This window comes from Deltaproteobacteria bacterium, from assembly GCA_016709225.1.
GTDB classification, from domain to species: domain Bacteria; phylum Myxococcota_A; class Polyangia; order Nannocystales; family Nannocystaceae; genus Xiheibacterium; species Xiheibacterium phototrophicum.
Genome location: JADJEE010000001.1, coordinates 943275 through 968884, shown reverse-complemented (window position 1 = coordinate 968884; position 25610 = coordinate 943275). Strand labels below are relative to the sequence as shown.

20 protein-coding genes are annotated in these 25610 nt (G+C 72.0%); 7 read left to right on the top strand and 13 right to left on the bottom strand.

Features of this window, described 5'->3' with window-relative positions; genetic code table 11:
• Positions 1-10: 10 nt before the first annotated feature.
• The 6 genes from IPH07_04075 to IPH07_04050 all read right to left on the bottom strand — a co-directional run bounded on the left by IPH07_04075 (position 11) and on the right by IPH07_04050 (position 4980).
• Positions 11-1036 carry a hypothetical protein gene (locus tag IPH07_04075; GenBank protein MBK6916559.1) on the bottom strand — a complete coding sequence of 342 codons (1026 nt, stop codon included), beginning with the start codon at positions 1034-1036 and terminating at the stop codon, positions 11-13.
• Positions 1037-1220: 184 nt separating this feature from the next.
• Positions 1221-1586 carry a hypothetical protein gene (locus IPH07_04070; protein MBK6916558.1) on the bottom strand — a complete coding sequence of 122 codons (366 nt, stop codon included), beginning with the start codon at positions 1584-1586 and terminating at the stop codon, positions 1221-1223.
• A gap of 167 nt (positions 1587-1753) precedes the next feature.
• On the bottom strand, positions 1754-2131 hold the full coding sequence (locus IPH07_04065; protein MBK6916557.1) for a hypothetical protein: 378 nt from the start codon (positions 2129-2131) through the stop codon (positions 1754-1756).
• Positions 2132-2382: 251 nt separating this feature from the next.
• Complete coding sequence (locus tag IPH07_04060; protein MBK6916556.1) at positions 2383-3492, bottom strand: metallophosphoesterase; 1110 nt, start codon at positions 3490-3492, stop codon at positions 2383-2385.
• 76 nt (positions 3493-3568) lie between these two features.
• The gene (locus tag IPH07_04055) at positions 3569-3898 is read right to left on the bottom strand and encodes an antibiotic biosynthesis monooxygenase (protein ID MBK6916555.1); all 330 of its coding nucleotides are present in this window, start codon (positions 3896-3898) and stop codon (positions 3569-3571) included.
• 50 nt (positions 3899-3948) lie between these two features.
• Positions 3949-4980, bottom strand: a complete 1032-nt coding sequence (locus tag IPH07_04050; protein ID MBK6916554.1) for an alpha/beta hydrolase fold domain-containing protein — start codon at positions 4978-4980, stop codon at positions 3949-3951.
• Between the two features lie 112 nt (positions 4981-5092).
• On the opposite strand from IPH07_04050, the gene IPH07_04045 reads away from it, so the two are divergent.
• Entirely contained in the window at positions 5093-5989 is an 897-nt protein-coding gene (locus IPH07_04045; protein MBK6916553.1) for an AraC family transcriptional regulator, read from the top strand.
• 94 nt (positions 5990-6083) lie between these two features.
• On the opposite strand, the gene IPH07_04040 is transcribed toward IPH07_04045, so the two are convergent.
• The 4 genes from IPH07_04040 to IPH07_04025 are packed head-to-tail and all read right to left on the bottom strand — an operon-like array spanning position 6084 to position 11685.
• Complete coding sequence (locus IPH07_04040) at positions 6084-7733, bottom strand: ATP-binding protein (GenBank protein ID MBK6916552.1); 1650 nt, start codon at positions 7731-7733, stop codon at positions 6084-6086.
• Positions 7734-7748: 15 nt separating this feature from the next.
• A complete protein-coding gene (locus IPH07_04035; GenBank protein MBK6916551.1) occupies positions 7749-8948 on the bottom strand; it encodes an AAA family ATPase in 1200 nt (399 codons plus the stop codon).
• 2 nt (positions 8949-8950) lie between these two features.
• Complete coding sequence (locus tag IPH07_04030; protein MBK6916550.1) at positions 8951-10105, bottom strand: hypothetical protein; 1155 nt, start codon at positions 10103-10105, stop codon at positions 8951-8953.
• Positions 10102-11685 (bottom strand): hypothetical protein, encoded by a 1584-nt coding sequence (locus IPH07_04025; GenBank protein MBK6916549.1) that lies wholly within the window; start codon positions 11683-11685, stop codon positions 10102-10104. The genes IPH07_04030 and IPH07_04025 overlap by 4 nt, the downstream gene beginning before the upstream one ends.
• 163 nt (positions 11686-11848) lie before the next feature.
• Between IPH07_04025 and IPH07_04020 the strand changes: the two genes are divergently transcribed.
• The 5 genes from IPH07_04020 to IPH07_04000 are packed head-to-tail and all read left to right on the top strand — an operon-like array spanning position 11849 to position 20134.
• Positions 11849-13147 carry an FHA domain-containing protein gene (locus IPH07_04020; GenBank protein ID MBK6916548.1) on the top strand — a complete coding sequence of 433 codons (1299 nt, stop codon included), beginning with the start codon at positions 11849-11851 and terminating at the stop codon, positions 13145-13147.
• Positions 13144-14553, top strand: coding sequence for a serine/threonine protein kinase (locus IPH07_04015; protein ID MBK6916547.1), 1410 nt, complete (start codon positions 13144-13146; stop codon positions 14551-14553). Before IPH07_04020 ends, IPH07_04015 begins: the two co-directional genes overlap by 4 nt.
• The gene (locus IPH07_04010; protein ID MBK6916546.1) at positions 14537-15187 is read left to right on the top strand and encodes a hypothetical protein; all 651 of its coding nucleotides are present in this window, start codon (positions 14537-14539) and stop codon (positions 15185-15187) included. The genes IPH07_04015 and IPH07_04010 overlap by 17 nt, the downstream gene beginning before the upstream one ends.
• Complete coding sequence (locus IPH07_04005; protein MBK6916545.1) at positions 15184-19485, top strand: protein kinase; 4302 nt, start codon at positions 15184-15186, stop codon at positions 19483-19485. Before IPH07_04010 ends, IPH07_04005 begins: the two co-directional genes overlap by 4 nt.
• A 10-nt stretch (positions 19486-19495) precedes the next feature.
• Positions 19496-20134 carry a hypothetical protein gene (locus IPH07_04000; protein ID MBK6916544.1) on the top strand — a complete coding sequence of 213 codons (639 nt, stop codon included), beginning with the start codon at positions 19496-19498 and terminating at the stop codon, positions 20132-20134.
• A gap of 309 nt (positions 20135-20443) precedes the next feature.
• Here the strand turns inward: IPH07_04000 and IPH07_03995 are convergent, their stop codons facing one another.
• Together IPH07_03995 and IPH07_03990 are read right to left on the bottom strand one after the other, a co-directional pair.
• Positions 20444-21355 (bottom strand): ribulose phosphate epimerase, encoded by a 912-nt coding sequence (locus IPH07_03995; GenBank protein MBK6916543.1) that lies wholly within the window; start codon positions 21353-21355, stop codon positions 20444-20446.
• A 297-nt stretch (positions 21356-21652) separates the two neighbouring features.
• Positions 21653-22627, bottom strand: coding sequence for a ribulose phosphate epimerase (locus tag IPH07_03990; GenBank protein MBK6916542.1), 975 nt, complete (start codon positions 22625-22627; stop codon positions 21653-21655).
• 474 nt (positions 22628-23101) lie between these two features.
• On the opposite strand from IPH07_03990, the gene IPH07_03985 reads away from it, so the two are divergent.
• Positions 23102-24250 carry a class I SAM-dependent methyltransferase gene (locus IPH07_03985; protein ID MBK6916541.1) on the top strand — a complete coding sequence of 383 codons (1149 nt, stop codon included), beginning with the start codon at positions 23102-23104 and terminating at the stop codon, positions 24248-24250.
• Positions 24251-24258: 8 nt separating this feature from the next.
• On the opposite strand, the gene hslU is transcribed toward IPH07_03985, so the two are convergent.
• The gene (hslU, locus tag IPH07_03980) at positions 24259-25593 is read right to left on the bottom strand and encodes an ATP-dependent protease ATPase subunit HslU (GenBank protein MBK6916540.1); all 1335 of its coding nucleotides are present in this window, start codon (positions 25591-25593) and stop codon (positions 24259-24261) included.
• Positions 25594-25610 lie beyond the last annotated feature (17 nt).

Genomic DNA, 25610 nt, shown 5'->3' with positions numbered 1-25610 from the left:
CGCATCCTCCTCAGTACGAGTATCCCAGCAAGTTGCCGAGATCATCGGTGACGAGCGCGAGTTCGTCGTGGGCGAGATCGATCGCCGCCAGCATCGGGAAGCCCACCACCTGGGGCGGCCGATCCGGCATCTCGAGCGGCCGGAAGGGCATCATCGAGAACAGCATCTGCTGACCGTCCACCGAAGCCGTCGGCGGCCAGAGGCTCAGCGCCTTGGCGCGATCACTTCGCATGGACCGAAGCTCGAGCAGCGTGGACCGCTCGTCCGACTGCGGGTCCCAGGTCATGGCGGCATACCCGTCGCGAACGTACGCCAGCACCTCGCTCGGCCCCCAGCCGACCGCACCATGGACGGTGTCCTCCGACCAAACCATCTGGTCGTCAGCCCAACGCCACACGCATGCCCAGGTGCCGAGTTCGAAGATCATCAGAGCCCCGCTCGGAGAGAAGGCGTGCCTCGGAAGGTGCTCGCATCGAAGTCGCGAGCGAGCTCGAACGGTCCCATCCATCTCGGTCAGGACCGGTCGTGAATCACGACGGTCGTTCAACGCGATCAACCCTGTCTCATACGAATAGTCGAGCACGGTGTGGCTCTCGGGCAGCTCGAACCGCGCCACGACCCCTCGGCCAGGCTCGATCAACACCACCTCGCCGCGTCGGTTGTCGTCGAACACCTCGAGCGCCACTTCACCGCTCTGCGGTCGCCACCGAAGCACGGTCGCGAAGGACACGACACGTTCACCCCAGCCGAGGCATTCCGGCAGATCCACGATGGTCTCAGAACGATCGCGCAGTGGTTCTTGCACATCGATCCGCGCGTCCGCTCGATACCGCAAGACCATGGGCTCGCCGGCGGCAGACCTGCCGAAACCCACCGCCCTCCCCTCGCCCTCGAAACCGCGCAACCGAGCAACCCCGACGTCGGCAAGCCAAGTTCGACTTCGCCGAAACGCCCACACGTACTCGACCGGATCTCTCGGCGAGGCGTCCCGCGACGGACGCACCTTGGCAGTCGCCTTTGCCTCCGACGTGCTCATGCTTCGGGCCTCCTCCGCCACGCGATCCTCGCGTCGCTCCGCACCAGCAATCCTATCCCACGATCGCGCACGGGTACCACGCCCACGTGGCCGCGACGGCGACCCAAGGGATGATCGATGGCGCGAGTCCACGCGCACGCGCCTGCGACGTCTTCGATCGCCTGCGGCGGTCCGCCGCGCGCCGTCAGAGCCCGGCGAGCTCGCGGATGGCGTGGATCAACGCCTCCGGCCGCTCGCGACCGTCGTCCCACGGGATCGATCGCTGCGCCGCGACTTCGTCGGTGCCGGGCTCGAGCAGCTCGACGCTGACGTGCTCGTCATCCTCGGGGCGCACGAGGATCCGTCGCGTGGTGGATTCCTCGGCGTCGGCCGGGGCGTCCTCACCGAAGCGCACGCGGATCGGCAACGCAGGGCCGCTCTTGAGCAGCGCCAGCTTCACGCTGCCCGCGAGGCTGCGCGCGGCCAGGATCACGGCGTCCTTCATGAGCGCGTAGGGCGTGACCCATCCGTGCAGCGACTGCAGCTCGCTCGACAAGGTGCCACAGAGCATGCAGCAATCGTGCGGGGCTGGCCAGTCCCCCACGCGGGCGGGACCGGCTCTCGACCGGCCCTCGAGCGACGTTCGAGCGGGACCCGCGGGCGTCGGTGGAGCCAGCAGCGGCCCGTCACGGGTCACCCGCGCCCGATCGAGGCGAGGTGCCACCGGCGAGCCCGCCCTCAGGCGGCGTCGAGGCCCGCCAGCTCGCGGATCGCCGAGATGAGCTCGTCCGGGCGCTCGGGCCCACCGTCCCAGCAAACCGTGCGCCGGCCCTGCTCGTCGCCGTCCTGCGCGAGCAGCACAACGCGGAGGTTGCCATCGCTCTCGCCCGCGGGCGGATCACCATCGGGCTCGACGAGGATCCGTCGCGTGGTCGGCTCGTCGCTGCAGGCATCGGCGCCGTCGTCGAAGCGCAGCGGCAGCGGCAACGCCTCGCCGCTCGACAACAGCACGGCCTTGGCGCTGGACGCCAGGCTGCGCGCGGCGACCACCACCGCATCGCGCACGAGCTCGTAGGGACGCACCCAACCGACCAAGGTCTGCAGCTCGCTCGCCAATGTCGACCCCAGGGTCCAGACGACCCGGCGACCAGCATGCACCATCGATCCACCGGCCGCCACCTGACCCCGCCGCGGCCGGGCCGCGGAAATACCAGCAAGGCGCGCCGCCCGAGGGCATCGCGCCGCCCGGCGCATCGAGCATCACTGCGCCGAGAACGTCGGCGCGCGCACGAGCGCGGCGCCGCAATGCGATTCCGAGCGGGGCCCGAGCGGTGCCGCGCCCGCAGCATCGGCCCCGACCGGCGCGCTCAGCCGTGGGCGCGCAGCACGATCTGCGTGATCTCGGCGGGCGCACCGAGCCGCATGGGCGGGCCCGAGTGGCCGGTGCCGCAGCTGACGTAGAGCTGCGTCGCGCCGAAGCGCCGCAGCCCCGCACGACCGAGGCGATCGAGGCGCAGCAGCCACGGCAGCGGCCACAGCTGCCCGCCGTGGGAGTGCCCCGAGAGCTGCAGGTCGACCCCCTCGCGCCCCGCCGCCCGGATCACGTGGGGTCGGTGGGCGAGCAGCACCAGCGGCACCTCGCGATCGCGCCCCGCCAGCACCGCGGCGAGCTGCGGCGGCGCGCCCTCGTCGTCGTCGATGCCCGCGAGCTCGAGGCTCGCGCCGCCGCGCGCGAGCGTCACCCGTGCGTTGCGCAGCACGCGGACCCCGAGCCGGCCGAGGTGATCGCACCACGCGTCGGCGTCGACGTGGAACTCGTGGTTGCCGGTCACGAAGTAGCAACCGAGCGGCGCCCGCAGCCGCGCGAGCGCGGCGACGTCGGCGTCGAGCTCGGCGACCGGGGCGTCGACCAGATCGCCGGTGATCGCGACGACATCGGGGGCGAGCGCCTGCGTGGTCGCGACCACGCGCTCGACGAAGCGTCGCCCGAGGATCGGCCCCACGTGCAGATCGGACAGCTGCACGATCGTGAGCCCGTCGAGCGCACGGGGCAGCCGTGCGATCGGCACCTCGACGCGCACGACCCGGACGCGGCGGCCCTCGACGCTCGCCCACGCGGCGGCCACGAGCGTGAACAGCACCACCGCGAGCGCCCCGGCGCGCGGCGTCGGTGCGCCGAGCACCGCGCGCAGCAGATCGACCGCCAGCAACGCCGCGCACGCCAGCGTCGCGGTGCCGATCCAGAGGTACGTCGGCGTCAGCCACCACCGCGACCACCGCGGCGCGACCACGCGGCCGGCGAGCACCGCGAGCGGGGTCGCGACCGCGATGCCGATCGTGGCCCACGTGAGCGCGCGCGACCACGACGGTGGCCAACCGACGTCGTGCACCAGTCGTCGCCACAGGTACGCGTGGCCGATCGCGACCGCCAGCGCGACCACCGACAACACCACCGCGAGGGATCCACGGCGTGCCATCAGCGACACCCACGCGCGAGTGCGATCGCGTCGGCGCCCGCGGGGTAGCGCAGGCTCTCGCCGTCGTCGACGGTCTTCATCGCGCCCCCTGCCCGCGCAGCACGCCGCCCTGCGGCACCACGTCGTGGTACTCCGCCTGGCCTTCGACCAGCGCGGCGATGCGAGCGACGAAGGCCTGCGACTGCGGCCGCGCGAAGTTCTCGGCGTGGGCTGCCTTCGAGGTCCAGCCCTCGGTCACGTGCACGACCTCGGGTGCGCTCGCCGAGCGAGCGACCAGGTACAGCACGCAGTCGTCGTTCGCCGCTGGGCCGCCAGGGGCGGTGGCCTCGAGCAGCAGTGCGACCAGCGCGTCGCCATGGCCTGGGCGTGCGGTCATGACCGCGTGGAATCCGTAGCTTGCGTTCATGGGGATCGGCTCCTTCTCTCGCGTGTGGATCGGTGTCGAAATCGGTGGGTTCAGGCGGTGGCGAAGGCCGCGAGGTCGCGGGCGGCGTCGCGGCTGATGTCGGGACAGATGGCGGTGAAGATCTCGGTGCCGTGGATGGTCCCCATCGACTGGCGGCAGCGGGCCGGCACGCCGCTGCGCAGCAGCAAGCGGTAGAACGCGATGCCCTCGTCGCGCAGCGGGTCGCACTCGTCGACGTGGATCACCGTTGGCGGGAGTCCGGCGACATCGGCCTCGGCGGCGAAGCCGGGCCACGCCAGCGGGTCGCGCCGATCCAACGCGTCGATGCCGTAGGCCATCGCGCCGCGGTTGTTGTGCAGCTCGAGCAGGATGCCGTCGTTGTCGAAGGACGACGGATGCTCGGGGTTCGGCCAGCGGCCGCCGATGTACGGACACAGCGCGTACAGGCCCTTCACGAGGCTCTGGCGGCCCTCGCGGAGCAGTCGCAGGCCCAGCGCGAGCGTGAGGTTGCCGCCGCCGCTCTCGCCCGCGACCACGATGCGCGCCGGGTCGATGCCGAGCCGGCGATGATGCTCGTGCAGCCACGCGAGCCCGGCCGCGCAATCGTCGAGTCCGGCGGGGAACGGCGCGATCTCGCCGGACGACGACGGCACCAGCGCGTTGCGGAAGTCGATCATCACCACCGCGACGCCGCAGGCCGCGATCACCCGACCCCAGGCGCGGTACATGCCGTCGAAGCAGGACCAGAACTGCATCGCCCCGCCGTGCAGGTAATAGACGCAGGGCACCGGCGCGGTGGTGTCGGGGCGGATGATCTGCACCGCGAGGGTGTTGCCGCCGAGCGTCGAGGAGAAGCGCTCGCTCGTGAGCACCAGCCCGCGCGAGGGCGCCACCGTCTCGTCGTCCATCGCGTCGAACATGGCGGTCTGGGCGGCGAACAGCTGGCGGACCTCCGGACGCGCGAACTCGGCGACCAGGGTCGCGCGATCGGGCACGTCGCCGGGGTTCGGGGCATCGGGCATGGCGCCGAAAACGGCCTTGAGACGGGGGTCGATGCGGGGATCGTCGGAGATCTTGGACATGGGTGTCGCGCCTGGTGGCGACCGCTCGCGGCGGCCGGTGATGGCAAGGTAGCCCCGCGTGCTCGGACTCGCTGCGATGCACAGTCCGGTTTTCATCTGCTATCGTCCGGACATGGTCGACCCGCTCGCCGAAGTCATCGCCCTGCTGCAACCCCGTGCGGTGTTCTCGAAGGCCATCAGCGGCGCGGGGGCGTGGGGTGTCCGCTATGCCGCGTTCGGTCAGCCGAGCTTCTGCGCGGTGCTCGAGGGCGCGTGCCGGCTCGCGGTCGACGGTGCCGAGCCCATCACGCTGCAGGGCGGCGACTTCGTGCTGCTGCCGGCGACGCCGAGCTTCACGATGTCGGGGTTCGAGCCGGTCGCGCCGCGACGGATCACGCCGGTCGCCGGCGATGCGACCGGCGACGAGGTCCGGCACGGCAACCAGCACGGTCGCGCCGACGCGCGCATCCAGGGCGGCTACTTCGAGTTCGACTCACCCGATGCGGCGCTGCTGGTGTCGCTGATGCCCGCGCTCGTGCACGTGCGTGGGGTCGAGCGGCTCGCGACGCTGGTGCGTCTGGTCGGCGACGAGTCGCAGGCCCGGCGATCGGGGCGGGAGCTGGTGCTGCGGCGGCTGGTCGAGGTGCTGCTGATCGAGACGCTGCGCGCGAGCGCCGACGACGACAGCCACCCCGGGCTGCTGCGGGGCCTCGGCGATCCTCGCCTGGCGCCGGCGATCCGGCAGATGCACGCCCAGCTCGCCAAGCCGTGGACGGTCGCACAGCTGGCCAAGCTCGCGGCGCTGTCACGCTCGACGTTCTTCGATCGCTTCACCCGTGCGGTCGGGGTGCCGCCGATGGAGTACCTGCTGGCGTGGCGCATGGCGGTCGCACGCGACCTGCTGCGGCGCCAGGACGTGCGCATCGCCGAGGTCGCGGAGCGGGTCGGCTACGGCTCGGCGAGCACCTTCAGCACCGCGTTCACGCGGCACGTGGGGCAGCCGCCGAGCCGCTATGCGCGGGCGGCTTGAGGTCGGGGTGCTCCGGGCACGGGCACGGGCACGGGCACGGGCACGGGCACGGGCAGGGTGTTCGGAAGAACGCGTCGCGTTCTTCCGCACCCTGCTACCGCTTGGGATCGTTCCCGCCCGAGCGATCGAGCGTGCCCTGCGGCGTGGTCGAGGTCAGCGACGACGCCGCCGCGGTGTGGCGATGGGACTCCGAGCGCAGCCGTGCCTGCGGAGCGCCCGGCGAGCGCGCCACGAAGGCCCGCAGCCGCTCGAGCACGAGGTCGAGCTGCTTGCTCTCGACCACCCGCGCGACCGCGTCACGATCGACCGACTGCACGTCGGAGCGCATCGACTGGAACTCGACCGTCACCACCGTGCGCGCGAGATCCCAGCGAAAGAGCGGGTCGAGGTGCACCGGCATCGTCGAGTAGAGGAACTCCGCCAGCGCAGTGAGATCGCTGGCGCCGGCCAGCGCCTCGGCCCACTGCTGCGGCTCGAGCGGGCCCCTGGGCGCCGGACCCCACGCGCCGACGACGTCGGCCAGCCGCGACTCGACGCGGCTCTCGTCGCCGCCGCCGTACCAGATGAGGTGCTTGTAGCGACCGCGGGTCGCCAGCGCGGCCAGCCGCACCGACGCGTCGCCCTCGTAGCCGAGCTCGCGCAGATCCGCGGCGTCGAGCTGCGGCACGTAGACGTGGGGGCTGAACAGCGAGCGCAGCACCGAGTCGTGTCGGATCTCCTCGCGCGCCCACGCTTCTTCGAGCGAGATGCCACCGATCACCACGCACGACATCTCGCCGGTGGTGAACAGCCCCTTCAAGCGATTGACGACCTCGGTGGCGATGCTGAGCTGGCCGTCGCGACGCGCGTTGCTGTCGAAGTCCGACGCCAGCTTGTCGAGCTCGTCGAACACGTAGACCAGGTGGATGCGCAGGCCCTGGGTGCCCGACCACGCGGCTTGGAACTCGTCGAGGGTGCGGCGCACCCACGAGCTCGCGCGCGACTTGGCCCCGCGCGACTGCCCCACCCGCGAGGCCCCGAGCCCACGGCCGAACTCGAGGATCTCGTCCTCGGCCTCCTCGATGTCGAGCGGGCCCGCGACCAGCTTCAGCGTCTCGGCGAATTCCCACTCTTGCTGGGCGGTGACCTCGAGCTTGCCGACGTTGTCGAAGTCGAGCCCGAAGCGGCTCTTGAAGCCCTCGTACTGCTCGATCTCCGCGCCCTTGAGCGTGCGCAGGTACGCGAAGCGGAGCCGTCGCAGCAGGTCGGGTCGCAGCGCGCCCAAGTGGTTGTGCGCGGCCGCGAAGTACGTGCGACGCAGCAGGCGCTTGAACAGCTTGTCGGGCTCGATGGCGTCGGCGATCTCGACCCGCACCGGGAAGAACATCACCGCCTGATCGTTGAGCCGCCGCTCCTCGATCACCTGCTCGAGGTCGCTGCGCGCGAACGGGCCCCAGCGCTCGTCCGCGGGCGCGTCGCCATCGGCGAACGCCAAGCCCAAGAGGCCCTGCATGCCGGCGTCGAACAGCACCTTGTTGACCAGCAGGCTCTTGCCCACGCCGCGAAAGCCGGTCACGAGCGCCGCGCCACCGCGGGGTCGCACCGCGCGGTCGGTCGCGCCCAGCCACTCGCGCAGCCGTCGTTGCTCGCCCAGTCGACCGTGGAAGTCGGGGTACGGATACGGCGGGACCATGCCCGACTCGAAGTCGAGCCCCCACGGCACCAGGGCCCGCGTGGCGATCGTGCTGGGCAGCGTCAGCGGCATGGCGGGCGGGTCCCTCTAGACGAAGCGGCTCGACGCGAACATGGTCTCGAGCAGCTTGTCGACCTCGACGATCATGCGCTGCGCCGCGGGGTTGTCGGGCATGCGGCCGAGCGCGGCCTTGATGTCGCCCAGGTTGCGCAGCTGACTGAACAGCTGCATGTCGCTCAGCACCTCGCTGCCGGTCAGCGTCTCGCGGATGACCCGCAGCTCGTCGAGCAGATCCTGCAGGTTGGTCGGGGTCGCGCCGATGCGGGCCTGATCCGGGTGGTGCTCGTACCACTGATCGAGCACCGGCCCGACCACCTCCTGCAGGATCTCCTCCTGCTCGGGGGTGTTCCACACGTGGCGCAGCACGAAGAAGTCGCTGTCGTTGACGACGTCGCGGCCGTCGAACACCGCAGACGCGGCGAACAGCTTGAGCAGCTTGACGATGCGGCGATCGGAGAGGCCCACGCCCTCGGAGCGGATCTGGAACACCAGGCCCTTGAAGGTCGAGAGGAAGTCCTCGGAGAAGCGCAGCAGGTTGCCGAAGTTGCGCTGCAGCTCGCGCAGCTCGTGGGCGCTGATGACCGGACGCAGCTGCGGCGTATCGGGATTCATGCCGCGGGCCTCGAGCTCGATGCCCTTCTGCAGCAGGCCGCGGAAGTGATAGCTGTCGAGGTAGTCGACCCGCACGCGCAGCAGGAAGCGGTCGAACAACGCCGACAGCGCCTCGTCGGTGGGGACCTCGTTGCTGGCGGCGTACAGCGAGATGAGCGGCACCCGCACGGCGACGTTGCCGTGGGTGAAGCGGCGCGCGTTGAGCAGCGTGAGCAGGCTGTTCAAGATGGCGCTGTTGGCCTTGAAGATCTCGTCGAGGAACACCACCTCCGACTCGGGCAACATGCCCTCGAGACGGCGGCGGTAGGTGCCCTCGCGGAAGGCCTGGATGTCGACCGGGCCGAAGATCTCGTTGGGCTCGGTGAAGCGCGTGAGCAGGTAGTCGAAGTAGCGGGCCTCGATGACCTGCGCGAACTGGCGGATGAGCGCGCTCTTGGCCGTGCCGGGCGGGCCGACCATCACGAGGTGCTCGCCCGCGAGCGCGCTGACGAACAGCAGGCGGATGATCTCTTCTTTGCCGAGGAACTGCGCCTCGAGCTGACGAGCGCCGTCCTGTAGCCGCCGCGCGAGCTCCGGGATCGAGACGGACGGGCGCGCGATGGGGGGGTCCTGCATGCTCACGACGGTTTTACGATGCGGGGAACCAGGGTGGATAGTAGATTCTCGACCACGCTGCGGGGCACCAGCTCCTCGAGGTGATCGACGTACTCGGTCCAGCGGCGCGCGATGGCAGCGGTCGGGCCGGTGTCGGTCGACATCGACATCGGCAGCCCGGTCACCTCGGCCACCGCCGGCAGCAGCAGCGGCAGCGCCAAGAAGGCCAGGATGCCGGGGTCGCGGCTGCCCAGCGCGAGCCCGACCCGCGTGTCGAGCTCGAGCACCTTGAGCAGGTGCAGGTGGATGAGCGCGCCGACCAGCGCGGCGAGATCGGCGGGCTCGCAGGCCACCACCGCACCGGGCAGCGCCAGCTGGGCGCCCGAGATCACATGGGGCGGGGCCGCGGCGCCGGGCAGCGACGGCAACAGGGCCGACATCACGGCGCCGCCGTGGCGGGTCCAGTCCTTCTGTTGCGCCCACGCGTGGCACACCGCCCGTGCGAGCCCCCGGTCCTGCAGCAGCGCGCCGCAGTGCAGCGGCGTCCAGCCGGGCGGCGCCATCGTCGGTCGCAGCAGACACGTCAGCGGTGACACCCGCAGTGCGTCGTGCACGAGGCGCTCGGTCTCCGGCGCGTGGTTGGCGGGCAACCACGGCACCGCGCGCTCGCGGGCGTTCGCAACCGTGCCGCGCAATCGCCTGCGACCGGCCGGCTCGACCGCGAGCGCCCGCAGCTCGCCGACCGGGGTCGACAGCACCAGCTCGGCCCGCAGCAGCTCGACGAAGGCGCCGACGGTGACGTGGCGCGCGACCAGCTCGCCGACGTCGTCCGGCTGCGGCAACGTGAGCAGCGTCCGCGTCGCGCCCTCGAGGCGTCGCCACGTGGTCGCACGCGTCCACACCCGCGCGCGATCGGGGTGATCGAAGACCAGGAGGTTGTGCAGCCCGAGCCAGAGGCCCAGCTCGTCGGCGTCGGGTTCGGGCAGCGAGGGATTGGCGACCAGCAGCTGCGCGCGCCGCAGTCGCCAGTACTGCAGCGCCGGCGCCGAGCGGGGGCCGAGCGCGCGGGCCCACTCGTCGCGATCGCGCGGCCGCAGCGGGCGGCCGACCCACACGTCACCGCCGCCCAGCAGCGGCACCACGAAGTCTTCGACGAAAATGCCGAGCTCGCGGCTCACGGCTCGCCCTCGCCGTCCTCGGCGCGACGCGGCGAGGCCGGCGGTTCGCCGCCGAAGCCCCACAGCGCGAAGCGGCCCAGGCGTTGGTTGCGAACCACGCCGGGCCCCACGGCGGGCATCTCGGGCGTCACCAGCGACGGCTCGTCGAGCGTCAGCCGACCGATCAGCGCGGCGTCGAGCGGCCGCAGCTGCTCGGGTCGCACGCGGATCGGATCGGCGACCGGCGACAGGTACAGCGCGTGATCCTCGGGGCCCAGACCCAGCAACGCGCGCAGCAGCTGTGGTCGCACGCGCGGCCACAGCTCGTGGCCGTCGGGCACCAGCACGCCGGGCGCGACCTCGCCGAGCCGCTGGCCCAGCGGCAGCAACACGCCCGCGCCGAGACCGGCGGCCGACGGCGCGTTGCGACCGAGCGAGCCGGCGCTCGCGAGCACGACCACGCCGGCATCCAGCGGCACCAGCCGCGCGGCGGCCAGCGCCGCGGGCGGCAGCATGTAGACCAGGTGGCGCAGCAGCTTGACCTGGTCCCACGCGATCACCACCGCACGGGGCTCGCGGGCCAGCTGGGCCCGACGCATGCGGAGCTCGACCCGCAGCGGCTCGAGCTCCGCGTCGCGCAGCTGACCGATGTCGCGCAGCCGCCCGGCGACGCTCGACTCGACCAGGTGGCGACCATCGATGAAGCGCGGCGGACCGTCGAGTCGCTCGACGCGGCCGACGGTGCCGCGGAAGAGGAACATCTCGTCGCCGGGCAGGCAGCTCTGTGCGGTCGCGAGCTGGATCGGGTGGCGCCAGCCGATCTCGACGGCGGCGCGGCCCGACACCGGCGCCAGCAGCTCGATGCCGGGCACGCCCGCGAGCACGTCGACCACGCGCGCCCGCGGCTGTCGCAGTCGCAGCAGCAGCGAGGCCTGGGCATCGCCGGCGAGCCGCACGTAGTAGCCCGCCATCGCGACCTCGAGCCGCCACAGGTACCGCAACACCCGCTGGGCCAGTGACGGCGCGGCGAGCACGAGTGCCATCTCCTTGAGCCCGCACAGCTCGGGGTCGCGCGAGACCCCGCCGAGTGGAATCGGCACCGCACGCAGCTCGAGCCGCTGGATCAGCTCGACCGGATCCATGCGGTGGGTGGTGCCGTAGTGCGCGACGAAATCGAGATCGATCACGACCAGCTCGTCGCGCCCGGGCTGGATCACCTCGGCGAGGTCGTAGCCGAACGGCGCCTCGCGATCGCGCCAGCGCACGAAGGTGGTGCCGCCGCCGGTGTACAGCGCGCCACGGGCGGCCACGGCCAGCCGCGCGAGGCGATCGACCGCGTAGCCATCGCTGCTGTTGCAGCGCACCAGCGTCGCGTGCCCACCGCCCTGACGGCGCGCCTGCTCGAGTGTCATCGTCGGCAGCAGATCGTCGAGGCTGGCCTCGTCGCTGTAGGCGCCGAGGAAGGACACCAGGGCGTCGAGCGAGGGCAATACGACCAGCACTTCGCGGCCGATGGCGATGCCGCGTGCGTCGGACGAAAGCCCTTGCATGCGGAAGCGCGTCTGGCCTGCGGCCACCGGCTCGAGCAAGGTCTGCGGCATCTGCGGGCGCAGCATACCAGGTCGAAGGCCGGCGACCGACCGCGTGCGAGGGGGGGCCTGGCGCGAGGGTCGTCGGGCACGGCGGTTTGCCTGCTAGGCTTGCGAGGAACCCCAAAGCTGGCCCCGCTGCCGTCGGGCCGCCGGCGGCCGGGATGGGACGACGATGGTGAGGGCGCCCAGGCGTGCAGCGGTGATGGACGAGGGCGGCTCCGGCGGTGGCCGTGGATGGTTGCGACGTCGCGCGACGCTGCGCCCCGATCTGCGCGCTGCGATCGCGCTCGAGGAAGCCGGCGAGCTGCTCGAGGCGGCGCGCGTGTTCGAGTACGCCGGCGAGCACGCCCAGGCCGCGTTGCTGCGCCTCGAGACCGCACGGACCCTGCGCGATCGCGGTGAACGCATCGACGTGCTGCGCGAGGGCTGCGCGCGGCACCCCGCCGCCACGCCCGAATCACGACTGCTCCACCTCGCGCTCGCCGAGGCGCTGCTGACCGAAGCCGACGTCATCGACGATCCCGCGTCGGCGCGTGCGCACAAGCTCGAGGCCGCCCGCGCGCTCGACGACGCCGACGAGGGCGCCCGCGCCGGCGAGCTCTACGAGGAGCTGGGCCTGCTGGTGCGGGCGGCCGCGGCCTACGAGCGCGGCGGCGAGATCGCCCGACTCGAGCTGGTGCTGGCGGTGCTCGAGCACCAGGAGCAGCGCGACGAGGCCGCCCGCGCGCTCGAGCGCGAGGTCGACCGCGCGCTCGCCAGTGGCCGCCGCGCGCAGGCCTTCGCGCTGCTGCGCGAGCAGACCGACGGCGAGCGCCGCCGCGACGGCGTGGTGCGGGCGCCCCTGCTCGCGCGGCTCGAACGACTCGAGCGCGCGATGGTCCGCGGCCTACGGGTCGACCTGCGCTGGGGTGGCGAGCGACGCACCCGCCTCGACGGTGCGCTGTCGCTGGTGATCGGCCGCGCGCCCGATGCCTCGCTCACGCTCGGCGGCGCCTCGCTGTCGCGCCACCACGTCGCGCTGCGGCTCGACGCCAGCGGCGAGCGCACGCGGGTGGTCGCGATCGATCTGGGCAGCCGCGCCGGCAGCTTCGTCGACGGCGAGCCGCTCATCGCCGGCGAGCCGTTCGAGCTGGGGCAGACCGCCTTGCTCGCGCTCGGCAGCCACGCCGAGCTCGAGATCACGCCGCTGCGCACCACCGACGGACACGACCACGGCGCGATCGTGACGCGCGCGGGTGATCCGGTGCAGCTGGTGTGGCTGCCGCAGGGCGGGCCGCTGTGGCTGGGCCGCGACATCGCCGTGCCCGCGCGGGTGTTGTTCGAGGCCAATCGCGTGGCGCTCGACTTCCGCTCGGGCCTGCGCGTCGACCTCGACGGCGAGCCGCTCGAGCCCGGTGCCTGCATCGATCTCCTGCGCGGCGATCGCATCGCGCTGCGCGACGCGCCGCTTTCGCTCGAGGTGATCGGATGAGCCTCGCGTGGGTCGATCGCATGCTCGGCGGCACCGTCGGGCACCCGCTGCTGCCGGCGGCGGACGCCATCGTCGCCCGCTTCGCCGACGGCGCCGCGCGGCCGCAGGAGGTCGCACGACTGGCCGCGTTCACCGACGCGCTCGCGCGCGAGCAGCCGAGCGCCGCGCTCGAGCCCGAGCTGCGCGCACTCAGCCACGCGGGCTTCCTGCGCGGGGCCATGGTCGCGATGGCCACCCGGCTGCGCGCGGCGCCGCAGCCGGAGCTCGCGCTGATGCTCGCGCGCGAGCTCCTCGACGCCATCGACGCCGAGCTCGGCGTCGCGCTGCTGCAGGGGGTGTTGTCGCTGCCGCAGACCGAGGCCACGCGGTGGGTCCGCGGGGGCATCCACGCGCGTACCAACCTCATGCTCGGTGAGCAGCTGCTCGAGCAGGGCGACGCCGACGCGGCGCTGCGCCACTTCGAGGCCGTGCTCGCGCTCGACATCGATCATCGCCGCGCGCTGCGGGGCTGGCAGCTCGCGACCCAGGCGCTCGCACGCCGCGGCGTGCCCACGCCGCAGACCGCCCGCGGCCTGTCGCTGCTCGATGGCCTCGAGGAGCTCGAGGGCCAGGACGCCTTCGGCCTCGCGCGCTACGAGCTCGCGCGACCGCTCGGACGTGGCCGTCACGCGGTGGTCTACCAGGCCTACGATCGCCACGTCGGACGCGAGGTCGCGATCAAGCGCCTGCTCGAGGTCGACGCCCGCGCCGGTGCCGGACGGGTGCTGCATGCGCGGTTCTTCGACGAGGCGCGCACGCTCGCGCGCGTGCGTAGCCCCCACGTGGTCGCGTTGCTCGACGCGCAGCCGCGTCACCGGCTCATCGCGCTCGAGCTGTGCCGCGGCGGCAACCTGCGCCTGGCGCTGCGGCGCGGCCTGGTCGGGCCAGCCGATCTCCCGCGGGTCGCCGGCGAGCTGCGAGCCGCACTCGAGGCGGTGCACGCCGCTGGGGCCGTGCACCGCGATGTGAAGCCGGCGAACATCCTGGTGCGGACGGCGTTCCGGGGCTCACAGATCGCGCTGGCCGACTTCGGCGTGGCGCTGGCCCAGAGCCCCGCCGCGGCGCCGGGCGCCGGCGCGGGTCCGAGCGCGGGCCCCACCGCAGCCGCAGCACCGGCGGGCACGCTGCGCTATCTTGCGCCGGAGCTGCGCCGCGGCCAGGTCCGCGCGAGCCCGGCCTCCGATCGTTTCAGCGCGGGCGTGGTCTTGCTCGAGATGCTGCTCTACCCTGCCGCGCTCCCCGACGCCCTCGACCGCATCGACGATGACCTGGACGCGACCGCGCTCATCCCCGACGACGCCCCGAGCGCGACGCGGAACATGCTCTCGAGCCTGCTGGCGGGGGACCCCGATGCACGCACGTGGTGAGTGGCGACGCGCGCTGTTGCTCGCCGCGACCACACTCGCGTGCGAGGAGCAGTCGCGCACGTACAACAGCCGCGGTCAGGGCGGCACCGAGATCTTCCGCGACGACTTCGAGCGCGACGTGCTCGGCGAGCGCTGGCACGCGACCGCCGAGGGTGCGTGGATCGAGCACGGTGTGCTCAAGCTCCGCGACCTCCGCAACCATCCGCTGTGGCTCGACCTCGCGTTGCCCGACGACGTGCGCATCGAGTTCGACGCCTGGGCCGCGACCGAGGAGGGCGACGTCAAGGTCGAGCTGTGCGGCGACGGCGTGTCGGTGGCACGCTCGGTCAACTACGTCGCCAGCGGCTACGTGCTGGTGTTCGGCGGCTGGAACAACACCTTGCACGCGATCGCGAAGAAGAACGAGCACGGCCGCGACCGACAGACCGCGACTGCGCCACAGGTCGAGCCCGAGCGCCGCTACCACTTCGCGGTCACGCGCACCGGCGCCGAGATCATCTGGGAGGTCGACGGCCGCCCGCTGCTCGACTTCGAGGACCCCGCGCCGCTGCGCGGCCCCGGCCACGACCACTTCGCATTCTCGGGCTGGGAAGCGCAAACCCACTTCGACAACCTGGTGATCGAGGCGCTGTGAGTCGCGAGCTGCCACAGATCTTCGGGCGCTACGTCCTCACCGAGCTGCTCGGCGAGGGCGGCATGGCCGAGGTCTACCTCGCGACGGTGCGCGTCGCCGAGGGCCTCACCAAGCGCGTCGTCATCAAGAAGATCCGCCGCGACTTCGCGACCCAGCGCGAGTTCATGCGGATGTTCGTCGACGAGGCCAAGATCGCCCTGTCGCTGAACCACGCCAACATCGTGCAGGTGTTCGACTTCGGCCAGGTGCACGGCACCTTCTACCTGGCGATGGAGCTGGTCGAGGGCGTCGACTTGATGCGGCTGTTCCACGCGGTGCGCAACGCCGGCGAGGCGTTCCCGCCGGTGATCGCGGCCTACCTCGCGCATCAGGTCGCCGCCGGGCTGGCCTACGCCCACCGCAAGCACGACGACTACGGCCAGCCGCTCGGCATCGTCCACCGCGACGTCAGTCCCCACAACATCATGGTCAGCTATGCCGGCCAGGTGAAGATCCTCGACTTCGGCATCGCCCGCACCCGCGAGCACGCGCTCGGTCGCATCGACGGCGAGCGCGGCGAGGCCGGCCCCAACGCCAGCGGCGGCGAGGAGACCATCAAGGGCAAGGTCGCGTACATGTCGCCCGAGCAGGCGCTCGGCCGCGCGGTCGACCTGCGCTCCGACGTCTACTCGCTCGGCATCGTGCTGTACGAGCTGCTCGGCGGCAAGCTGCTGTTCCGCGACAAGGACCGCATGGCCGCGCTCGATCGCGTGCGCACCGAGGTGCTGCCGCCGCTGCACGAGGTCGCGCCCCACGTGCCGCCGGAGCTGGCCGCGATCGTCGATCACGCGCTCGCGCGCGATCTGTCGCTGCGCTTCGAGAGCGCCCGCGCCCTGCAGAGCGACCTCGCGGCGTTCCTGCACCGCGCCGATCCCGTGGTCGACGACGAGGTGCTCACGAACTTCGTGGCCCGCTTCGCCCGCCACGCGGCGCTCGACGCCGGTGGGCCCGGCGACGCGCCCTCACGCGACGTCGATCCCGGCGGCACGCCGATGCCGCGCCGCACCAGCCGCGAGGCCCAGCGCGTGGTCGTGGTCTACGCGGCGCTGGAGCCCCCGAGCGTCGCGCCGGGGGTCCCGGTCGCCGAGCTGTCGGGCTTCGCCACGCTGGTGCGGGACATCGCCTTCAAGCGCGACGCCCAGGTGCTGCGCTCCGATCCGCGGGCGGCGATCATCGCGTTCGGCACGCTGCTGCGCACCGCCGACGATGCCGACCGTGCGCTGCGGGTCGCGCTCGCGCTGCGCGAGGACATCGGCGAGGCTGCACCCGGCTGGCGGCTGGGCCTGGTGGTGGCCAACGCCGCCGCGGTGCTGCAGCGCAGCGGCGCGGGGCCCGTGCTCGCCGAGCTGCGCCGCGGCGTCGCCGAGCAGCTCGACCACGTCGCGCGCCACTTCATGGAGGGCCCCGTGATGGTCTCGGGCAACCTCGTGGAGCTGCTGGTCCGCGCGTGGCGCTTCGGCGACGGCAGCTTCGTCGAGCCCGCCGCCGGCGTGTCGGGCACCGCGACGGTGGTCGACCACGAGCTCGAGCATGTCGCGCCGCTGCTCGGGCCCGCGCTCGAGGACGAACGCAAGCTCCACCAGGTGCCCGGCGGTCGCACGGTGCTCTACGGCCGCGAGCTCGAGCTCAAGGCGCTGCGCGACGCGCTGGCCGAGGCCATCCGCAGCCGCGAGTCACGGGCGGTGCTGGTGCTGGGCTCGCCGGGCATGGGCAAGCGCGCGCTGGTCGAGCGCTTCATCTCGTCGCTGCCCCGCACCGCCTGCTGGGTGCTGCGTGCCGCCGGCAGCTGGTCGCGCCGCAACGTGCCGCTCGGGGTCTTCCTCGAGCTGCTGCAGCGCTTCCTCGGCATCGAGCACGACACCCCGCGCGAGCAGATCGCGGCGCGGCTGGCGGAGCACGGCGTCGCCGACGGCACGCGGCTGGCCGAGGCGCTGGCGTCGGCGCTGGGCCTGAAGGACGCCCAGGACGGCGAGCTCGATCCGTTCACGCGACGCGACCGCCTGTGGCGGCTGGTCCGTCGCCTCATCACCGCGCTGGCGCAGCGACGGCCGGTGCTCGTGGTGCTCGAGAACATCCACTTCCACGACGAACAGAGCGTGCTGCTGCTGCGCGAGTGGATCCAGCTGCGCCACCCGTGGCCGATCCTCGGCATCAGCACCGGTCGCCCCGGCCACCTGCGGGTCGAGATGATCCGCCGCGAGCCCAACGTCTCGACCGTCGATCTCGGCGAGCTCGATGAGCGCGCCCGCCGTGACCTCATCGTGCGGCGCTTCGAGGACGAGACCGCCGCCGGTGAACTCGCCGACGCGGTGCTGGCCCGCACCGGCGGCAACCCGCTCTTCATCGAGCAGGTGCTGGCATCGCTGCTCGATCGCGGCGTGATCGGCTGGAGTGCGAGCGGGCGCCTGCTCACGCTGCGCCAGCGCGGCGTCACCATCGAGCTGCCGCCGTCGGTCGAGGCCGCGCTCGCCGAGGGCATCGAGGAGCTCTCGCGCAGCGATCGCGAGGTCCTGCAGGGCGCCGCGCTGCTGGGTCGCGCGTTCCGGCCGGGGGAGCTGTCGGACCTGCTGGCGCGCAACGTCTCCAAGAGCCTCGAGAACCTGCTCGCGCGTCACTTCCTCGAGCGCGTCGCGACCCAGTCGCCCCACGCCGAGAGCTTCCGCTTCGCGACCGTGAGCCTCCACGAGGTCTGCAGGGCGAGCATCGCCCCCGAGGCCGCCAAGCGGCTGCACGGCCGCTGCGCCGAGCTCCGGCGCGCGCGGCCCGACTACGCGCCCGAGCACGACGATGGTCCCATCGCCGAGCACCTGCTGCAGGCCGAGCGCGGCACCGAGGCCATCGAGCCCGCCATGCGGGCGGCGATGCGCGCCTACGAGGTCGCCGGCAACGTCGAGGCCCACTACTTCCTCACCCAGGCCCTGCGCGCGATGGCGGCCGACGACCCGCGGCGGTGGGACGCGCTGCTGCGACGTGAACGGATCCTCCGCGCGTGGGGCCGACGACGGGCGCAGGGCGCCGACGTCCGACAGCTGCTGGCGTGTGCCGAGCAGCTCGGCGATCCCGAGAAGGTGGTGATCGCGTCGATTCGGCTGCTGCGGTTCTACCTCGAGGTCGGGCGCATCGCGCAGGCCGAGCGGTTGATCCCGAGGCTGCGCGAGCGCATCGCGGCGCAGAACGAGGGCAAGGCGGCCGCGTTCTCGGCGGTGTTGGGCGAGCTCGAGAGCGAGCTGGCGTTCATGCGCGGCGAGTTCGACGAGGCCGAGCGGGTCGCCCGCGACGCACTCGCACACTGCGGCGCCGGCCCCCGCGGCGCGCGGCAGCGCTGCCGACTGCTGCGCAGCATCGGCCAGGTCGCCAACACGCAGGGGCGCTTCGCCCACGCGCGAACCGTCTACGGCGAGGCCCTCGACATCGCCCGCGAGCTCGGCAACCCGCGACTCGAGGCGAACCTCCTGAACGCGCTCGGCGAGGTCGCGGGCCGCAGCACGCACTACCAAGAGGCGGTCGATTGCTTCAAGGCCGCGCTCGCCATCGACCGCGACCTCGGCGACCGCTATCTCACCGGTCGCAAGCTCGCCAACCTCGGCTCGACCTACGCGGCGATCGGCCTGTACCGCCGGGCCGAACGCTGCTTGCGCAAGGCGCTCGAGCTGCACGAGGCGGTCGGCCACCCCGGCGAGTTCAACGACGTCATCGTCCAGCTCGGCGTGGTGATGGCCAACCTCGGCGACCTCGAAGCCGCGCGCGCGCTGCTGGTCGACGCTGCACGCGTCGCGGTGACGCGCGGCGATGTCCGCATCGAGCTCCGCGCGCGCGTGCGCCTGGCCTATGCGCTCGCGGTGCACGGCACCTCCGACGAAGACGCCGCCAACGCAGCGATGATCGCCGAGCAGGTCGCGACCACCGCCCAGGCCCACGGCCTGCGAACGCCGCGCTGCCGCGCGCTGCACGTGCTCGCGCGCCTGGCCGATCGCGAGGGTCGGATCGACGACGCCATCGCGCTCGAACGCGAAGCGGTCGCGCTGGTCCAGGCCGGCGCCGCCCCGCTCGACGGCGTGCGATCGATCCACCACCTCGGGCGCTTGCTCGCGGACGCCGGCGAGACGGTGGCGGCGCAGCCCCTCCTGGCGGAGGCGGCGCTGCTGGTGCGCCGACGCTTCGACGACCTGCGCGACGAGGACCTGCGGCGCGGCTATCTCGACCAGGACGATGCCCGGCAGATCCTCCACGACGGTGGCGGCATCACGCTGCTATCCTGACCCCGACACGGTGTCGCCGCGAAGGTCACGCTCGAGCTCGCCGCGCGCTCGCCCGCGGTTCTCGCCGTGGGCATGCGTGGTGCTGGCCACCGCCTGCACCCGCGCCCCGGGCGTGCTGGTCTCGCCCGAGGGTGAGCATCGGCTGAGCGTCCACGACGACGCCACCGGCATCACCGTGGTGCTCACCACCGGGGTCTGGGACGCCGAACCCAAGCAGCTGCCCAACAATGTCGCCGTCGTCCATGTGTTGGTCGCGAACCTCGGCCCACAGCCGATCCTGCTCGCGCCCGGCGATCTCGAGCTCCGCGACACCCGCGGCTTTCGCTACGCGCTGCTCGACGCGGGTGCGAGCTTCGATGCCGTCGATGCCGACGTTACCGCCTCGGCGCAGCGCTACGATCGCGAGCTCGAGCGCAGCTACGACCCCGGCCGCTCGATGGACTTCGAGCCCTTCGCGGCCGGCGACGACGTGCCGCGCCTGGCGCTGCCGTGGGGCACGCTGGCACCGGGCACCCAGATGCGCGGGTTCCTCTACTTCGAACCAGTGACCCGCACCGCCAACGAGGCCGTGCTGCGCTGGCACCTCGGCGACCCCCAGCACCAGCCGCTGTTCGACGCGGTGTTCGAGTTCCGCGTCGCCGACGGGTGACGGATGCTCGAGGGCGCGTCTTGGCCTTTGCAGGTCCCACGCGCCGGAGCTGCGCCTGCACAGCCAACTGCCGCCGCCCTCCTGGCAGCGGTCTTCCATCGCTCGTCCAACTGCGTCGGCGCGCGCACCGGGCCGGAGGTCAAGACCCCCCGGTCGCCCCCGGCTCCGGCGGCGCGCGTCGATCGCCCGTCTCATCCCCACACGACATCTCTCCCACGCGAGCGCCTACGGCCCTCCTGCGAACCACCACGCGAACCACCACGCCAAACATCGCAGCGGCGCCGGGGCGTCGCGACCATCCCCATCGCACTACTCCGGGATCAGGCACGCTCCCAACTGCTCGAGGCCGGGCGGGGCCTGACCGACGTCGTACCACGCGACGCATTCGACCCCCGCACCGCTGCAGCCGGTGTTGCCCTCATTGAGATCGCAGAAGTTCGTGCAGCAACCGGTGGAGTCCTGGCAGTCCGGCATCGCGCTCGCGTTGGCGCAGAACAGCCCCGGGTCGCACACGTTGAGGAACTCGCACGGGTCGCCATTGCCACCGGTCTCGCCCGATTCCTCGGGCGCACAGGCGAAGCCGTCGTTGACCGGGTAGCAGGCCTCCTCGGGGCCGCAGTCCTGCACCAACGGATCGCACAGCGGCAGGCACAGCGTGAGCACGCCGTCGTTGGCGATCACGCAGCTGCTCTGAGGATCGTCGCAGACGGGCGCCGCCTCGGTACCACCGCAGAAGGCCACGCAGGTGCCGAGCCCCTCCTCGTTGGTGTTCCAGCACATCGAGCCCAGCGCGCAGTCGTCGAGGCCCGAGACACCCGAGCCCTCGACGTGGCACTCGTCGCCGGGCTGTCCGGCGTCGGCGTTGACCTCGACGCACTTGAGCGAGTTCCACGAGTTGCCGCCATCGTTCGCCCACGGCATGCACTTCTGCCCATCGGGGCAGTCCTGCGCCCACACGTCGCAGTCTTCGATGGGCCCCATGTCGGGCGGACAGATGAAGCCACAGGTATCGCCGCCGCTCGACTCGTCACCGTCGGTGTCGGGCTGCTGCGCGGTGGTGTTGGGCATCGACGTGTTGCCGTCGTCCACCTCCAGGCCCGTACTGGATGAGCCCGCCCCGTCGTCGTCCCCCGCCGTCATCTGTTCGAGCTCGGGCTTCGTGCCGGCGACGCAGCCCGAGATCACGAACACGGGCAGTCCGATCCACCATTGATTCTTCATGGGTTCCGCCTTCCGACGCCGGGTGAAAGCAAACACCAAAGCCGACGTTCTTATCTTTCATACCTTAACCTCCAAAACTAACAAGTCTTTTTTAACTGCTTTTCGACGCCCTCCTCCGGCGTGCCGATAAGCTGTTGAAATCGCTCGGCCTCCGAGCCCCATCCCCGGCGGACCTCCACCGCCGCGGGGCTGAACCAAAAGAAAAACGCGGAGGGGTCCACACCCGCTCCGCGTTGGGTGGGCCAGGCGATCGGCGTCAGCGCCGATCGTCCCTGGCCCGGCTGGCCTGGCCTCGGATCACATCGGGATCAGGCAGCCGCCGACGTTCTCGAAGCCGGGAGGGGCCTGGCCGGCGTCGTACCACGCCACGCACTCCTGGCCACCGGCGGCGCCGGGGCAGTTGCCGCTCGCCATCGGGTCGCTGGTGTCGCAGAAGGGCGAGCAGCAGCCCGAGCTGCCGCCGCAGTCCGGCACGCCGTCGGCGTTGGCGCAGAAGAGGCCCGGGTCGCACACGTTGATGAACTCGCACGGTGCACCGAAGGCGCCGTCTTCCATGCTCGCATCGGGCGCGCAGGCGAAGCCGTCGTCGATCGGGTAGCACGCCTGGCCCTCGGCGCAGTCCTGCAGCAGCGGGTCGCAGACCGGCAAGCAGAGGATCAGCGTGCCGTTGTTGGCGATGACGCAGTCGGTGGTGGGGTCGTTGCAGACCGGCGCGGCCTCGCTGCCCATGCAGAAGGCGGCGCAGGTGCCCATGTTGGTCTCGCCGTCGACGTCCCAGCACATCGAGCCCAGCTCGCAGTTGTCGATGCCGGACACGCCCGTGCCCTCGACCGTGCACTCGTCACCGACCGACGCCGGCGCCTCGTCCACCGGCGAGCAGCGGGTGGCATTCCACGCTCCGCCGCCGTCGTTCGCCCACGGCATGCACTTCTCGCCCTCGGGGCAGTCCTGCGACCACAGATCGCACTCGATGCTCACGCCGCCACCGTCGGGATCTTGGATGAAGCCACCGGTCATCGTCGCGGCGCCGGTGGTGTCCATGCTGCCGGTGTCGGCCGGGCCCGAGGTCGCCGAGTCGGTGGCGCTCGTGGTCATGCTGGCGCTGCCGGTGTCGGCCGAGCCGCCCTCGGCGCTCCCCGACGACTCCTCGTTGGTGTCGTTGGTGTCGTTGGTCGTGTTGAGGACGCCGTCGCCGGAGTCGCTCTTGGTGCCGCAGCCGCCCAGCACGACGCCGGCGGAAACACAGAGGCCAATCAGAAACTTGGTGCGCATGGTGGTGGAATTCCTTGTTCTGGAGACGTTGGGATGCACTGTCCCAGGCGATCCGCCCCGGACCGGGCGACGCTGGGATCGGAGGAAACCCTCGGGCCGGGGACTGGCCGTCGGGTCGCGCTCGAGCTCGTGGGCGAGTTTGCGCGTGCGCCGGGCCCTCCCGAGTGCCGCCGCAGGACGCAATCTCAGTTCCGAGAATCCACCAAAACCAAAAGGGGTGCAAGCCCCCTGTTCATCGGATACGGCACAACGCCCACAACCCGAATGTGCCGCTTCGTCCCGCTTCGGGGCGGTTCGGTGCCAGAATCGCAATTGCGCCCCTAGCCCGCCGCAAGGCCCGCCGCCCGCGGTTTTCGCGTGAAGATCATCACGGGATCGATGGTCCCGACGCCGGGCGGCGCGCCCCGTGGGGTGGCCCGAATCAGCACGCGATGCACATGTATCTCGGCCCACGCATTGCACGGTAGGCACGGCATGACGACCTGCCCGGTCTGTGACAGCGCACTGGCGGATTCGATCACCTTGGCGAGCTCCGCCGCGGGCGATGCGGTGACGACCCGCATCTGCGGCGGATGCACGCTGGCACTCACCGGCACTGTCGCGTTCGCCCTCGACGCGGGCTACCGCGCGCGGGCGTGCAGCGACGACGTCGCACTGCGGTACGAGGCCGATGACGGCAGCGTGCAGCGGCTCGACCTCGCCGGCCGAACGCAGCTGGCCCACGCGCGCGCCCAGGATCTACTGCGTGCCGTGGCAGCGCTGCGGAGCCCTCGACGCGTGCGCGTGCTGCAGATCGGTGGCCGCGACGTCGCCGGCATCCAGGCGCTCGCCGCCGACGCCCGCGTCAACGCCGTGGCGCTCGAGCCGTGGCTCCCGTGGGCCCGCACCGCACGCAGCAGCGGTGTGGAGGTGCAGTCGTCGTCGCTCGAGCGCTGGCGGGCGCGTGGACGCTTCGATCTCGTGGTCGAGTCCGACGTGCTGCCGCACCTGGCGGATCCGGTCGCCCATCTCGAGGGCATCGCCAAGCGACTGAGCGCGACCGGGGTCGCACTCATCGAGGTGCCGAACCTGCTGCAGGCGGTGGGCATCGCGGCCGACGACGTGCTGAGCGCGGTGCGACGCTGCTGGTTCACACCGCGTGCGCTCGCGACCGCGTGCCGACGCGCCGGCCTGGCGCCGTTCTTCATGGTCGCCGACGATCGCCTCCGGGTATGGTGCCGACGCGCCGCGCCGCAGGCCGGCGTGGTCCCGGGCCCGACCGCGCAGGAGGTCGCCGAGGCGGTGTGGGGCAACGATCTGCGGGTCCAGCTCAAGCGTGCGCTGGCCAAGGTGGGTGGCACCGCGACGGCGATGCGCATGGCCGCGGCGATCCACGCCCGCTGCACCCACGCCGCAGTGCGAGCCGACCTCGCGCTCGAGATCGCCAACGCAGCCGAGCGCAGCTCGGATCTCGAGACCGCCGCCACCTGGCTCGCGACCTCGCTGCAGGACCGCCGCGACCCCGCCGTCGTCGCGATGCTGGAGCGTGTGCACGCGCTGCGCGACCGCGTGGGGGCGATGTGGGCCGCGATGCCGGCGGCCAATGATCCGATGCCGAACGAGCGCTTCCGCCTGGCCTCGTGAGCCGCGGGCTACAGGATGTGCCGCGAGAGGTCGCGGTCCTGGAGAAGGCCGTCGACGCGCTCGTGGACGTACGCGGCCGTGATGCGGATCTCGCGGGCGCCGAGCTCGCTGGCCTCGAAGCTCAGCTCCTCGAGCACGCGCTCGAGCACCGTGTGGAGCCGCCGCGCGCCGATGTTCTCGAGCGACGTGTTCGCCCGCCACGCCGCGTCGGCCATGGCCGCGATCGCGTCGTCGTCGAACAGCACCGTGACGCCCTCGGTCTCGAGCAGCGCGCGGTACTGCTTGAGCAACGAGTTGGCGGGCTCCTTCAGGATCCGCACGAACTCCTCGACACCGAGCGACTCGAGCTCCACGCGGATCGGGAAGCGGCCCTGTAGCTCGGGGATGAGGTCGCTGACCTTCGACAGGTGGAACGCTCCGGCGGCCACGAACAGCACGTGGTCGGTGCGCACCGGCCCGTACTTGGTCGATACCGTCGAGCCCTCGACCAGCGGCAGCAGGTCGCGCTGTACGCCCTCGCGCGAGACGTCGGCACCGCGGACGTTCTCGCGGCTGCAGATCTTGTCGATCTCGTCGAGGAAGACCACGCCGAGCTGCTCGGTGCGCCGCACCGCCTCGCGTGCGACCTTGTCCTGATCGACCAGCTTGCCCGCCTCTTCGTTGGCCAGCAGCTCGTGGGCCTCGCCGACCTTGAGCTTGCGCTTGTGCTTGCGGCGCTGGAACGCCGACAGCATGTCGCGCAGCTGCTGGCTCAGCTGCTGCCCCATCTGCTCGCCCATCGGCAGCCCTGGCACCATCTGCAGCCCCGGCAGACCGCCTTCGTCGACCTCGACCTCGACCTCGCGATCGTCGAGCTTGCCGGCGCGCAGCAGCTCGCGCAGCTTCTCGCGGGTGGCGCTGGGCTTGGGCGGCTCGCCGGGGCGATCGGTGAAGCCGCGCGGCTCGCCGGCGGGCGGCAGCAGCAGGTCGAGCACGCGCTCCTCGGCGCGCTGCTTGGCCTCGGAACGGACGTCGCGCTCGAGCTCGCTGCGGACGATCTGGACCCCGACCTCGACGAGGTCGCGGACGATCGAGTCGACATCGCGGCCGACGTAGCCGACCTCGGTGAACTTGCTGACCTCGACCTTCACGAACGGCGCGCCCGACAGGCGCGCCAGTCGTCGCGCGATCTCGGTCTTACCCACGCCGGTGGGCCCGACCATGATGATGTTCTTGGGCGAGATTTCCTCGCGCAGGGCCTCGGGCGCCATCTGTCGCCGCCAGCGGTTGCGCATCGCGATCGCGACGGCGCGCTTGGCCTTGTGCTGACCGATGATGAAGCGGTCGAGCTCCTCGACGACCATCTTCGGGGTCCAGTTGC